The following is an 11,951-nucleotide window of genomic DNA, read 5'->3' on the forward strand; positions in this document are numbered from 1 at the left end:
TATTATTTAAGCATACCCATCAAGCCTAGCAACATATGTTCTGCGGCTTGATGTCGTATCTGCATCCGATCCCCGCGAAACAGTTGCGTTGAACGCTTCAGTCGGCCATCGGCATGTGCCCAAGCAAAACAAACTGTGCCGACAGGCTTTTGCTTGGTGCCTCCACTAGGCCCAGCAATGCCCGTGATACTGCCTGCTAGGGTTGCCTGACTGTTTTTTAATGCCCCCTGCGCCATCGCTACCGCGGTTTGCTCGCTCACTGCACCATACTCATCCAACGTCTGCGCAGACACACCAAGTGCATCCACTTTGGATTGATTGCTATACGTAACAAATCCACAATCAAACCAAGCTGAGCTGCCCGCAACACTAGTGATAGCCACAGCAGCTAGGCCACCAGTGCACGATTCCGCTAACGCCAGCACCTCTTTGCGTTGCTTAAGCTGCGCACCCATCTCTTCAGCCAGCAGCACTAATTCATCCATATCCATCCTTGTATACATACAATGGCATATAACGCTGCCAATAAGTCATCTAACATCACGCCTAACCCGCCTTTTACCTTGGCATCGCACTGACGAATTGGAAAAGGCTTCCAAATATCAAACAAGCGAAATAATAGAAATGCGGCCAGCCACCATCCCCATTGTTGCGGCGTAAACACAAGCACCAGCATCATGGCCACGATTTCATCCCAAACGATGGCGCCATGGTCGCTTACCCCTAAAGCAAGTCCAGTCTGATGACAAAAATAAACGCCCAAAGCAAACAACACAGCAATCAATAGCAATTGCTGAGACACCGCCAGATGCATGACGCCTAGAAAGAACGGAAAACCTACCAAAGTACCCAATGTACCAGGCGCTTTAGGGGATAACCCAGTGCCAAAGCCAAAACTTAAACAATGCACAGGGTGCGATAGCAACAATTTCAATGAAGGCGCACTAGCCAAAATGATCAAACCCCTTTCCGGCAAAAGATAATGGCTGGTTCTGAAATGTCAGTAGTAAGCCTGCGCCAGAAGTCACTTCACCAATGCAGGTCAAAGGCACGCCGCACCGCTGACTGAGCGCTTCAATCTCGGTACGCTTGTGTTTGGGTACGGTAAAGCACAATTCATAATCATCGCCACCGGATAATATCGCTTGCTGAAAAAGTGGACTATGTAACGATTGGTTTACCATAGATAGACAAGGTACTTTCTCTAAATCAATCTCTGCCCCCACATCTGACGCCTTGAGGATATGACCTAAATCAGCAATCAGCCCATCTGAGATATCGATACAGCTATGCGCCACACCTCTCAACCCCATGCCTACGGCCAAACGCGGCTGTGGCTGGTGCAACGCTTTTAAACAGTCGGCCAAGATCACATCCGGCACTATCAATTTTTTTTGTATATGTGCCAAGCCTAACGCTGCACTCCCCAGCATACCTGATACCCAAATATCATCCCCCACTTGCGCGCCGCTGCGTAACAACGCCTGACCAGTTGGCACCTCGCCCATGATTTGCACGGTAATATTGAGCGGTCCACGTGTGGTGTCGCCCCCTATCAAATCAATATCAAATTGCGTGGCGCAATCAAAAAATCCTTGTGCAAATCCTGCCAGCCAATGCGAGTTCTGTTCCGGCAAAGCTAGCGCAAGTGTGATCCATTTGGGCATCGCACCCATGGCTGCCATGTCTGATACATTGACGGCTAGCGCTTTCCAACCAATCCATGCCGGTGGGCAATCTGCGTAAAAGTGAGTGCCTACTACCGACGCATCGACCGATACCACCAGCTGACAATGTGGCGCAACACGCACTAGCGCGGCATCATCACCCACACCTAAATCGGCCTTGGGTGTGGGACGTGTAAAGTACCGCGCGATTAAATCAAATTCGCCGTGCATTTCAATCTGATTATTGGACATCTGGGACTACTTTACTTACATAAGGCAATCGCACGAGCCAACTGTACACGATCAAACTGATGGCAATACCGACAACATCTGCCAACCAATCTCCCACACTTGGCATACGGGTAATCGTCCACGCCCCCTGCGCCCATTCGATGACTGCGCCATACATAGCGAGCCCAACTGCCGATTGCCAACGCCACTTGGGAAATGCAAGTAACGCCAGCGAAGTGAGCATCACAAACACGGCAATGTGCTGCACTTTATCCCAATATGGCCAGCCACCCTCTTTGGGAGGTAGCTCAATTAACATGAGATAGGTAACCAGCGTGAGTAACAGCATAAATAGGTACGGCAAGCTTGCAACTACCCAGCGTTTAATGATTTGTATCATGTTATGTAGGCTTCACTGCTGACTTAGGTCTAAACGCAGTCACAATATCGGCATGCGTCTCTAAATAAGGCATTGGCGCATCCGCCGTAGCTAACAAATCCAAACAATAAGGTACTGCTGCAAAAATACCATGGGCAATGACTTTGCCATTGTTATCTTTCAAGCCCTCTAGCGTTTCCTGAATCGCTTTGGGCTGGCCTGGCAGATTAATTATCAAACTTTGTTTGCGAATCACGGCCACCTGCCTAGACAAAATTGCGGTGGGCACAAAGTGCAAACTAATCTGGCGCATCTGCTCACCAAAGCCGGGCATTTCTCTGTCTGCAATGGCAAGTGTGGCCTCTGGCGTTACATCTCGCAACGCAGGGCCGGTACCGCCCGTCGTCAAAATTAAATGGCACTTTTCCACATCGACCAAATCTACCAGCGTGCTGGAAATTAGCATTTGCTCATCAGGAATTAAACGTGCCTCCACCACAAATGGTGTCAGCAAGGCCTTTGTCAGCCACGCCTGTAAACTGGGGATGCCTTTGTCGTCATACACGCCTTGCGAAGCACGATCACTGATTGAAACCAAGCCTATTTTTATGAATTGTTTTACCATTTTGCTGTCACAATAGCCACATGAAGTGAAATCATATCATTTTCGACCTTAAAGGAAATTTATGCGCGACAATTCTGGCGTCAAGATAGTCAATATCACCGCCCCTCAAAATAAGCTAGCCCCACAATCCAAAGCATTAGCCATTTCAGCACGTCAACACATACAAAAAAAATGGATGTTACTGATGGCGTTTACAGTGTTAGCGCTTATTGTGAGTACGTTTGCTTCAGCCGACGAAAATTTATACGCCAAAAATTATAAAGCGCAGAATGCATATGGCTTGACCTCGGCACAGGCGAGCCCAGATACCAAAATGTATGTCAGCAACCATAAGGAAGAAGACAATATCAGCATGCTGGAAAATGGCTATGACATGATGGGCAGCAGTGGTTTTGAAGGCGGTGATGTGCCGGCAGACTTAGCGCTACAACATGGTAAAACGATTAAGGCCGATGTGGTATTGGTGTATAGCAAATATGGCTCAGCCAAATCGGCCAGTTCAAAAATGGAAATGATTCGCGAGGCAGTGAAATCTGGCAAATCGCTGACAGAAAAGGACATGGCGAGCGAGCCTACGGTGTATAAATACTATGCCAGCTACTGGGCCAAGCTTCCCACCCCAACTTTAGGGGTGCATGTCATCAAGTTAGTCCCTAAATCCGGCGATCCCGATCAGGCAACTGAAGTCCCCGGCTTACAACTGCTAGCTGTCATCAAGGAATCTCCTGCAGCCAAAGCAGGCCTGATCAGAGGCGACCGCCTATTAAAACTCAACAACGTGGTATTAGAAAAACCGGAAGACTTAACCTCTACCGTACGTCAATTAAAAGGGAAAGTCGTTAGCATCCAGTTTGTGCGTGATGACGTTGAACAAACGGCCACCGCGCAGTTGAACTAGCCATAAATTTACAACCATTATACTGGCTGTAAATTAGCCTGTTGCGGCTTCGGCGTGTGGCAGGCTTCCGTAAAATGTATGTTAAGCTGTGCTCAACAACCATCAAAATATACGCACAATGTTTCTAGATATCTTTAATAATTACAAACAAAAACTAGCCGCCTCACAAGCAGATACCACTGAATTTCTCGCCGCACTGATTGCCGAAATCCGGCCGAGTGACCCCAGTCACTATGAAGAAGCTGCGCACGCAATTCAGGCGTTATGCTTTACGTTGAATCAGCATGAAGAAGATGCCACGTTATTGAGAAACGCAATTCTTCATATTATCCAAGAAAAGAAATCGGTCTCATTGTTTGCGGATTCCGGCATTCAAACAAACCATGGGTTTTTTGCCGAATTATTCCGACGTATCTCCCACCGTATCTTGCCAGACGCAATAGACACACAGTATCTGAAAGACGTGTTCGGGCTCATCTTCCATGTATCTTCCGATGCTGAATGGGTATGTGAAGTAGACGATGCAATATGGAAAGATTTATTTGCTACGTTGCAGTTTCAACGCGCTGACCATACACTCAAAAGCAAAGTCAACAAACAACTAGTGGATGCCATTCAGGTGCTATCGTATCGGCTATCTGCCTCTGGACTTGACTCTGATCTCATTAAAAATCATGAGCATTTGGAAAACTACACCTCACCTTTTATCATCCAGAATGTTGAGCTACACAAGCTCTTGTCTGAACAGCAGTTAACGCAAGCAGACATCAATCATATGCATGTCATGTTAGACCAATGTCAGCTAGTGACAGATAAAGTGAGGAAGGGCTGCGAGCAAACCGGGACCAGCATCCAATTGACTGCTCTGATACAACGCATTCAACAACAAATCGCACGGTTACGGCAGCTCTTCCATATTTTCATTAGTGTAAGCAATCCCCAGCTGTCCGAGCCATCGGACGGTGAGCATGATGTGGCAGGCAAAGTCGTGCCATTATTTAAATCGCTGGTCGCCGCCGAGTGCGAGAAAAACAGTATTTCCAGTCACTGGCAACAAAACATGGAGTTGATGGCGTTACGTGTCACAGAAAACGCTGGCCGCACTGGGGAGCATTATATTGCGGAAAATCGTTCGCAATATTTTGCGCTGGTGAAATCCGCCATGGGCGCCGGACTTATCATCACCTGTATGGCGGTGCTAAAGGTGTTGATTACAACGGCGCACCTGCCACCACTGACAGAAACCATATTGGTAAGCCTTAACTATGGCCTAGGCTTTGTCATTATTCATGTACTACACTTTACAGTGGCCACCAAACAACCAGCCATGACTGCTGCCACGATTGCGGCGACGATTGGTGAAAGTGGTAGCAAAATCAAAAGTCTGGATAGCCTAGTGAAGATTGTTTCTCAAACCACTAGCAGTCAAACCAGTGCAGTTCTCGGCAATGTGATTATCATCATTCCATTTGCCATGCTGTTTGACCTGCTGATCCAATATTGTACTGGCCACCATTTTATTACGCCAGAAAAGGCACATGCACTGCTCAAATCGAATGACCCGCTACACAGTGGCGCAGTAATTTATGGCGCAATGGCAGGAGTGTGTTTATTTTTGGCTGGGTTAATTGCTGGCTTTCATGACAATTTATCGGCGTTTAATAAAATTCCAGAACGCATCAATGCATTGAAATGGCTCAAGAAAGGCTTGGGCGAAGCACGCTTACAAAGCGTTTCCAATTACATTCGGGACAATTTAGGTGCCCTAGCCGGTAACTTCTACTTTGGTTGCTTATTGGGCATTACTTCTGGCTTGGGGGTCATGTTGGGCCTACCACTGGACATTCGTCATGTCACATTTGTATCGGCATTTTTCAGTTTTTCAGTGAGCGCGCTAGATTTCCAAATCACTTATACCATGCTCGCACTGGGCTTACTTGGGATTATATTAGTAGCCACTGCCAATTTGCTAACCAGCTTCTTTTTAGCATTGTATGTAGCAATGAAATCCAGAAAAGTACGCTTTGAGCATTGGCGTATTTTCACTAGAACACTACTTTCGCGTTTAAACCGACACCCCAACGAGTTCTTTTTTCCGCCTAAGGAATAAGTGAGACCTGATAAAAGTGGGCTATAACTTTTTGATCAACAACACGTGTTGATCAGCTTCTTTTGTCACATCTAATAACTCGAAAGAGTTATTAGAAATCAAAGTTCTAATGTTCTGTACAGCAGAGTCGCGCGCGACTGTCACTTTTAGTACATCGTTCACGCTGAGCAAGTCCAGTGTTTCCTTGGTTCTAATCATTGGGATTGGGCTGTCTGCATCCCCAAGATTTAATTGTGCTTGATAGTTCATCTCCATAGCCCTTCCTTTTATTCTTCAATTACTAATTACTCTTCGATGCGCTCACTTTTAGCTTCAATCGTTTCACGAATCAGCTTGAATAGCTCACGACTACTTTTAGGCGGCTTTTGTGCCGCTTCTTCTCGCTGCACATTACGAATCAATGTACGCAGCTGCTGACTATCCGTTTGCGGATATGCCAATAAAAACTCAGACACCGCCTGTGCGTCTGCTAGTAGGCGTGTGCGCCAACGTTCCATGCCATGAAAGCGCGCATTCTCTTCATTGTGCTTACCTTCCCAGCGTTGCAACTGATCTACGATGGGCGCAGGATCAAGGTCTCGCATCAATCGCCCTAAGTATTGCATTTGGCGTCTAATCGCACCGTTGGCTGTAATGCGTTTCGCTTCCATCACCGCCTCAAACAGGGCTTCTGGCAAATTCAGTTTAAGCAGTTTGTCTTTAGGCAAATCCACCAACTTTTTGCCAATCGCCTGCGCAGCATCGGCCTCCGCCTTAAGCTTAGTTTTACTGATTACTGGGATAATTGCGTCTTTATCTTGCATGATTTTTGATTGAGTGCGGCATGAAATATGCCAATCACGGTATGATAACAGCTTTAACACGATCATTTAACCCTTAAAGACTGTTCATGGATTTAGATACCTTAAAGCAAATCGCGGAAGACGTACTGAAACAGGCCAAACTCGCAGGCGCATCCAGCGCAGAAACCGAAGTGAGTTATGGCACCGGACAAAACGTTTCGGTGCGGCTGGGCGAAGTAGAGAATATTGAATACAACCGAGACAAAGGGGTATCGGTGACAGTGTATTTTCTAGACAGAAAAGGCCATGCCAGTAGTTCTGACTTAAGTCCAAAAGCATTAAAAGATACGGTAGAGGCTGCCTGTAATATTGCAAAATTCACCGCAAATGATCCATTTTGCGGGCTCGCAGATGCTGCACTCATGGCTACGGAGTTTCCGGATTTATCGCTGTCTCACCCATGGAAAATAGGCGTTGACGATGCTATTGAGATTGCAAAGCAATGTGAGCGCGCTGCACTTGATGTGGACACCAAACGCATCACCAACTCCGAAGGCGCAAGTATCTATACCAACGCTGGCGTATTTGCGTACGCCAATTCACATGGGTTCAATCACGGCTACCCAAGCACACGTCATAGCATTAGCTGCTCAGTGATTGCTGAAGCAGAAGAGGCCATGCAGCGTGATTATTGGTATAGCAGTGCACGCGCCGCAGAAGACTTAGACTCAGCAATTGCAGTCGGCCGATGCGCAGGTGAGCGCACGGTGCGTCGTTTAGGCTGCAAACCAATTAAAACTGGCCAGTATCCGGTTCTATTTGAAGCACCGCTGGCTGGCAGCCTTATTTCCTCACTGATCAGCGCCATTTCCGGTGGTAGCTTATATCGTAAATCCTCATTTCTATTAGATAGCTTGGGCAAATCTGTAGGCACGCCTTTACTGAATATTCAGGAAGCTCCTCATCTACTCAAAGGATCGGCAAGCAGCCCGTTTGATAGTGAGGGTGTAGCAACGCATGCACGACAATTGGTGCAAAACGGGGTACTGCAGGGCTATGTACTCTCCAGCTACTCGGCACGGAAGCTAGGCATGCAAACCACAGGCAACGCTGGTGGTGTGCACAATCTCATTGTGCAAGATACAGAGCACAGCTTTGACGATTTACTGAAACTGATGGGCACAGGTCTGTTAGTGACCGAAGTATTAGGGCACGGGCTGAACATGGTAACCGGGGATTATTCGCGCGGTGCCGCCGGCTTTTGGGTGGAGAATGGTGTGATTGTGCATCCGGTAGAAGAAATCACCATTGCCGGCAACATGAAAGAAATGTTGCAAAGTATTATTGGTATCGGTACCGATGTGATTCCGCATAGTTCGAAACTGATCGGCTCTATTTTGCTTGAACGCATGACGGTAGCTGCCAGCGACTAAGATCATCCGGGTTGTTATACAATACAAAAGCCCCGAGTACGGGGCTTTTTTATTGTGCTAAATCGCGAGCTTGCGTGCTATTTACTTCGCTGGCTCTGCATCTTCTTCCGCAGGTTCAAAATCGCCATCGTCTTGCTTAATCAGATCTTGTGGCACTAAACCATCTTGCACTAAGCTAGCTCGGCGTTGCAAATAGGCATCACGTAAGAATGCATATGGGTCAATAGACGCGTTATCGACGATATCCGTAGCATCCAGCAACTGTGTACGTTTATCAATTAACTGAGCCGTGCGCAACTGATTGTGTAAGCGAACCTGACCAATGTTATGCGTATAAGTGATCGGGTCGGAAGTCACTGTATCTACCGCCAAACCAGCAGCATCTCTCACAGTACTTGGGCCAATAAATGGCAGCACTAGATAAGCGCCATTGCCTACCCCCCAGTGCCCTAGCGTTTGACCAAAGTCCTCGCTACGCTTTTCAATATTGTCCATGCTGGCTACATCAATCAACCCAGCCAAACCAAATGTGGTATTAATCACAAAACGACCGGCATCAGTAAACGCATGTGCGAATTTGAACTGTAATAAATCGTTAATGACAGTAGTGAGCGTGCCAATGTTACTAAAGAAATTGCTCACACCCTTGCGAATCGGTGATGGTGTCACCGTTTTATAAGCGGTTGCAACGGGCTTAATCAAGCCACGGTCAGCCACATCATTGAATTTGTAAATACCACGATTGACCCCTTCTAGCGGGTCTTTATTGGTTGCAGTTGCACATCCTGCGACCATACTGGTGAGCGCAACGGCAAAAAATACATGCTTTAATTGTTTGATCATTTGTTTTATCGCTTATTTTTAGTATTGGCAACAACCACCTAACACCAATATATGTAACACTACTTTAACAATTATTACTTACACTGGTGGGATTGTCCATAGCATCAAGCCAATACCTATCCCCTTTTTAAGTATGCCAAGCATAAATTAATCGCTTGTGTATGACAACCGAAACAAACCAAGCAATTCTCACACCAAGTATTGCATCATCACACTTATATCTTAGCCGATTTGTACAGATCCAGTGCCAGTGCTCGTTGTACGGCATGATCGACAATTGGATATGGGTAATCACGCCCGATTTCTAGTGCGATAAGTTGTTGCCTAAATGACGAAATTGTCCATGGGGCATGTATTTCTTTGTCACTACACATAGCAATTTCTGGCACATATTTGCGAATAAACTTACCTTGCGGGTCAAATTTCTCCGATTGCGAGACCGGATTGAAGATTCTGAAGTAGGGTTGCGCATCACACCCGGTGGAAGCGGCCCATTGCCAACCACCATTGTTGGCCGAAAAATCAAAATCAATCAGGTGTTGCGCAAAGTAGCGCTCACCCCAGCGCCAATCCACCAATAAATCTTTCACCAGAAAACTCCCAGCGACCATGCGCAATCGATTATGCATATACCCGGTCTGGTTCAACTGACGCATGGCAGCATCCACAAGTGGGTAGCCAGTCTTGCCTTCGCACCAGGCAAGGTAATGCGCTGGATTATTTGGAAAGTGCAACGCTTCATATTCTGCTTTATAAGCCTTACCTTCAGCCAAATCGGGCCGATGATACAAAATCTGAAAGTAAAAATCTCGCCAGATAAGCTCATTGAGCCAAGTTGTTGCACCTGCGCTTCCTTTTTGCCACGCGACTCTTGCCAAATAGCGGATGGATACCGTGCCAAAACGCAAATGTACCGAGAGATAAGAAGGGCCTTTCACTGCCGGAAAATTACGCGCCTCTTCGTAATAACTTATGCGCTCGAGAAAATCCTCAAGCAGCGCTTTTCCACCAGACATGCCTGTTGGCAGCTTCATGCTTTGCAGATTGGTGCGCGTGAATCCCATTTGCGCTAACTCGCGCAAGACATACTGCTGTGCGATTTCATCACTAGCTACAGCATAGTGATGGAGATAGGCATCAACCGGGTATGGCTTAACGTAGAAATCATTCAGCTTTTTGATATGCGCGTTACGATAGGGAGTAAACACACCATAAGGTTTACCGGCTTGCGACAATACCTCATCTTGCTCAAAAATGACTTGGTCTTTATATTGGTGAAAGGCAATTTTTTTGGCTTTTAAATGCGCGGCCACGGCGGCATCGCGTGCAATGGCAGCAGGCTCATAATCACAATTGCTATATACTGCATCGACTTGAAGTGTATGCGCCAACTGAGGAATAAACTGTTCGGCGAAATCATAAGCGACTAACAAATCGCCACCTTGCTGTTGCAAAGCCAACTTGAGCTCCCGCACACTCTCCCAAATAAACTCGACACGGCGATCTGCTTTGTTTGGTAGGGTATCTAGGATGTGTCGATCAAACACAAATACGCAGTAGACATTAGCGGCTTGTTTGAGCGCGTGATACAAGGCGGCGTGATCAAAATCACGCAAATCACGCCTAAACCAAACAAGTGCTTTTTGAATCTGTAAAGACATTGAGCAATGCGATGAATGAAAACCGCATTGTAAGCAATTTTGCTCAAAGATGTGCGGTCACTACCCTCGTGCACCAAAAAGATACTTAGCGGCGACTATTTCTTCTTTTTTGGCGGGTGCAGAAATAGGCACCACCTTTTGATCCAAAAAACCTAATTTATTTTGCAATTCTAGCGAAACCAGCAGCAGTTCTTCATCGCCCAATGTATCGGCTTGCTCAAAGACATGTCTCGCATATTCTTGATCTTTAACAACTTTTGCCGGATTAACAGGCCCAATCACCTTTCGCGCCGCAACAGAAAATTTTGACAACAGCACCAACAACTCATTATCCATCATTCAGAACTCTCCAAAAATTTTGGTAGACGCAATGCACAAATACCCTGAATTGCAACGACGCAACATGCACGATGCTGTATTAAGCAAAATGCATGCTAGATGGATTATTCTTTGTGATACGGATGATGTTGAATGACGGTATAACCGCGATACAGTTGCTCGCTAAGCATGACACGCACCAGGCCATGTGGCATAGTCAGCCGAGATAAACTCCACAGCCAATTGGCTTTTTGCTTGAGGCTATCATGCAAACCATCGGCCCCGCCAATGACAAGTGAGACATCTTTACCCAAGGTCTGCCAATGCTCCATTTTGGTAGCCAACTGTAAGGAAGTCACCTCTTGACCATGCTCATCTAGTACTACTAGGTAGTCTTTATCAGCAACCTCCAAAATACGCTTGGCTTCTGCTTCTTGCACTACCTCACTATTTTTACCTGAGGCACGCTTATCGGGTTTGATTTCGATGATTTCTGTTGCAAACTCACGTGGCATACGTTTTAAATATTCGGCACATGCCAACTCCACCCAATGTGGCATTTTATGGCCCACTGAGAGGATTTTCAGTTTCATACGAGAGTTAAAGCGTGGTTAAACTGCTGAGGGTTTCAAAACGTCTTGCGTCACATGACCGCTTCTACGATTCTCGGTCTCGCTCCATAACTGCTCCAAGTTATAGTAAGCGCGCGCGGTAGGTACCATGATATGCACAATAATATCTTCTAAGTCGACCAGTACCCACTCGCCCTCTTTCTCGCCTTCGACACCGCGAATATCAACGCCTTTTTCTTTCAGCTTTTCGCGGACATTATCTGCAAGCGACTTAGCTTGGCGGCTGGAATTGGCGCTACAAATAATCATGTAACTAGTGAGTGAGGTCATTTTTCGCACATCAAGCACGGAAATATCAAACCCTTTGATGTCTTCTAACGCGTCAACGACCGCGTCTTTCATGGCTGTAAGTTCTAACAAGAAATTCTCTTT

15 protein-coding genes are annotated in these 11,951 nt (G+C 46.5%); 3 read left to right on the forward strand and 12 right to left on the reverse strand.

Annotated features, from left to right (window positions below; all coding sequences use genetic code 11):
- Window positions 1-2: 2 nt before the first annotated feature.
- The 5 genes from A3Q3_RS0106660 to mog are packed head-to-tail and all read right to left on the reverse strand — an operon-like array spanning window position 3 to window position 2,902.
- Entirely contained in the window at window positions 3-485 is a 483-nt protein-coding gene (locus A3Q3_RS0106660) for a CinA family protein (protein ID WP_020182800.1), read from the reverse strand.
- Entirely contained in the window at window positions 473-961 is a 489-nt protein-coding gene (locus A3Q3_RS0106665; RefSeq protein ID WP_020182801.1) for a phosphatidylglycerophosphatase A, read from the reverse strand. The genes A3Q3_RS0106660 and A3Q3_RS0106665 overlap by 13 nt, the downstream gene beginning before the upstream one ends.
- Window positions 945-1,919, reverse strand: a complete 975-nt coding sequence (thiL, locus tag A3Q3_RS0106670) for a thiamine-phosphate kinase (protein ID WP_020182802.1) — start codon at window positions 1,917-1,919, stop codon at window positions 945-947. The genes A3Q3_RS0106665 and thiL overlap by 17 nt, the downstream gene beginning before the upstream one ends.
- On the reverse strand, window positions 1,909-2,298 hold the full coding sequence (locus A3Q3_RS0106675) for a VanZ family protein (protein ID WP_020182803.1): 390 nt from the start codon (window positions 2,296-2,298) through the stop codon (window positions 1,909-1,911). The genes thiL and A3Q3_RS0106675 overlap by 11 nt, the downstream gene beginning before the upstream one ends.
- 1 nt (window position 2,299) lies before the next feature.
- Complete coding sequence (gene mog, locus A3Q3_RS0106680; protein WP_020182804.1) at window positions 2,300-2,902, reverse strand: molybdopterin adenylyltransferase; 603 nt, start codon at window positions 2,900-2,902, stop codon at window positions 2,300-2,302.
- Window positions 2,903-2,963: 61 nt separating this feature from the next.
- On the opposite strand from mog, the gene A3Q3_RS0106685 reads away from it, so the two are divergent.
- Together A3Q3_RS0106685 and A3Q3_RS0106690 are read left to right on the forward strand one after the other, a co-directional pair.
- Complete coding sequence (locus A3Q3_RS0106685) at window positions 2,964-3,800, forward strand: PDZ domain-containing protein (RefSeq protein ID WP_020182805.1); 837 nt, start codon at window positions 2,964-2,966, stop codon at window positions 3,798-3,800.
- A gap of 118 nt (window positions 3,801-3,918) precedes the next feature.
- Window positions 3,919-5,910, forward strand: coding sequence for a site-specific recombinase (locus A3Q3_RS0106690; RefSeq protein WP_020182806.1), 1,992 nt, complete (start codon window positions 3,919-3,921; stop codon window positions 5,908-5,910).
- 21 nt (window positions 5,911-5,931) lie between these two features.
- Here A3Q3_RS0106690 and A3Q3_RS0106695 read toward each other — a convergent pair whose 3' ends face one another.
- Both A3Q3_RS0106695 and yjgA read right to left on the reverse strand, forming a co-directional pair.
- Entirely contained in the window at window positions 5,932-6,165 is a 234-nt protein-coding gene (locus A3Q3_RS0106695) for a sulfurtransferase TusA family protein (RefSeq protein WP_020182807.1), read from the reverse strand.
- Window positions 6,166-6,194: 29 nt separating this feature from the next.
- Window positions 6,195-6,713 carry a ribosome biogenesis factor YjgA gene (gene yjgA, locus A3Q3_RS0106700; protein ID WP_026361804.1) on the reverse strand — a complete coding sequence of 173 codons (519 nt, stop codon included), beginning with the start codon at window positions 6,711-6,713 and terminating at the stop codon, window positions 6,195-6,197.
- Window positions 6,714-6,799: 86 nt separating this feature from the next.
- Here yjgA and pmbA point away from each other — a divergent pair, with 86 nt between their 5' ends.
- Window positions 6,800-8,125 (forward strand): metalloprotease PmbA, encoded by a 1,326-nt coding sequence (gene pmbA, locus A3Q3_RS0106705; RefSeq protein ID WP_020182809.1) that lies wholly within the window; start codon window positions 6,800-6,802, stop codon window positions 8,123-8,125.
- A gap of 81 nt (window positions 8,126-8,206) precedes the next feature.
- On the opposite strand, the gene A3Q3_RS0106710 is transcribed toward pmbA, so the two are convergent.
- The 5 genes from A3Q3_RS0106710 to rsfS form a co-directional block, all read right to left on the reverse strand.
- Window positions 8,207-8,968 carry a VacJ family lipoprotein gene (locus A3Q3_RS0106710; protein WP_020182810.1) on the reverse strand — a complete coding sequence of 254 codons (762 nt, stop codon included), beginning with the start codon at window positions 8,966-8,968 and terminating at the stop codon, window positions 8,207-8,209.
- A 215-nt stretch (window positions 8,969-9,183) separates the two neighbouring features.
- Complete coding sequence (locus A3Q3_RS0106715) at window positions 9,184-10,629, reverse strand: deoxyribodipyrimidine photo-lyase (protein WP_020182811.1); 1,446 nt, start codon at window positions 10,627-10,629, stop codon at window positions 9,184-9,186.
- A gap of 60 nt (window positions 10,630-10,689) precedes the next feature.
- Window positions 10,690-10,968 carry a hypothetical protein gene (locus A3Q3_RS0106720; protein WP_020182812.1) on the reverse strand — a complete coding sequence of 93 codons (279 nt, stop codon included), beginning with the start codon at window positions 10,966-10,968 and terminating at the stop codon, window positions 10,690-10,692.
- Between the two features lie 104 nt (window positions 10,969-11,072).
- Window positions 11,073-11,540, reverse strand: coding sequence for a 23S rRNA (pseudouridine(1915)-N(3))-methyltransferase RlmH (rlmH, locus tag A3Q3_RS0106725; protein WP_020182813.1), 468 nt, complete (start codon window positions 11,538-11,540; stop codon window positions 11,073-11,075).
- 18 nt (window positions 11,541-11,558) lie between these two features.
- On the reverse strand, window positions 11,559-11,921 hold the full coding sequence (gene rsfS, locus A3Q3_RS0106730; RefSeq protein ID WP_088178166.1) for a ribosome silencing factor: 363 nt from the start codon (window positions 11,919-11,921) through the stop codon (window positions 11,559-11,561).
- Window positions 11,922-11,951: the final 30 nt, after the last annotated feature.

The sequence above is a fragment of the Methylotenera sp. 1P/1 genome, from assembly GCF_000384355.1.
In the GTDB taxonomy this organism is placed as follows: Bacteria; Pseudomonadota; Gammaproteobacteria; order Burkholderiales; family Methylophilaceae; genus Methylophilus.

Coding starts and splice junctions, on each gene's coding strand:
- A3Q3_RS0106695 (WP_020182807.1), bottom strand. CDS start 6,165: ATGGAGATGAACTATCAAGCACAATTAAATCTTGGGGATGCAGACAGC.
- A3Q3_RS0106660 (WP_020182800.1), bottom strand. CDS start 485: ATGGATGAATTAGTGCTGCTGGCTGAAGAGATGGGTGCGCAGCTTAAG.
- A3Q3_RS0106710 (WP_020182810.1), bottom strand. CDS start 8,968: ATGATCAAACAATTAAAGCATGTATTTTTTGCCGTTGCGCTCACCAGT.
- rlmH (WP_020182813.1), bottom strand. CDS start 11,540: ATGAAACTGAAAATCCTCTCAGTGGGCCATAAAATGCCACATTGGGTG.
- pmbA (WP_020182809.1), top strand. CDS start 6,800: ATGGATTTAGATACCTTAAAGCAAATCGCGGAAGACGTACTGAAACAG.
- rsfS (WP_088178166.1), bottom strand. CDS start 11,921: ATGAAAGACGCGGTCGTTGACGCGTTAGAAGACATCAAAGGGTTTGAT.
- thiL (WP_020182802.1), bottom strand. CDS start 1,919: ATGTCCAATAATCAGATTGAAATGCACGGCGAATTTGATTTAATCGCG.
- A3Q3_RS0106720 (WP_020182812.1), bottom strand. CDS start 10,968: ATGATGGATAATGAGTTGTTGGTGCTGTTGTCAAAATTTTCTGTTGCG.
- yjgA (WP_026361804.1), bottom strand. CDS start 6,713: ATGCAAGATAAAGACGCAATTATCCCAGTAATCAGTAAAACTAAGCTT.
- A3Q3_RS0106675 (WP_020182803.1), bottom strand. CDS start 2,298: ATGATACAAATCATTAAACGCTGGGTAGTTGCAAGCTTGCCGTACCTA.
- A3Q3_RS0106715 (WP_020182811.1), bottom strand. CDS start 10,629: ATGTCTTTACAGATTCAAAAAGCACTTGTTTGGTTTAGGCGTGATTTG.
- A3Q3_RS0106690 (WP_020182806.1), top strand. CDS start 3,919: ATGTTTCTAGATATCTTTAATAATTACAAACAAAAACTAGCCGCCTCA.
- mog (WP_020182804.1), bottom strand. CDS start 2,902: ATGGTAAAACAATTCATAAAAATAGGCTTGGTTTCAATCAGTGATCGT.
- A3Q3_RS0106685 (WP_020182805.1), top strand. CDS start 2,964: ATGCGCGACAATTCTGGCGTCAAGATAGTCAATATCACCGCCCCTCAA.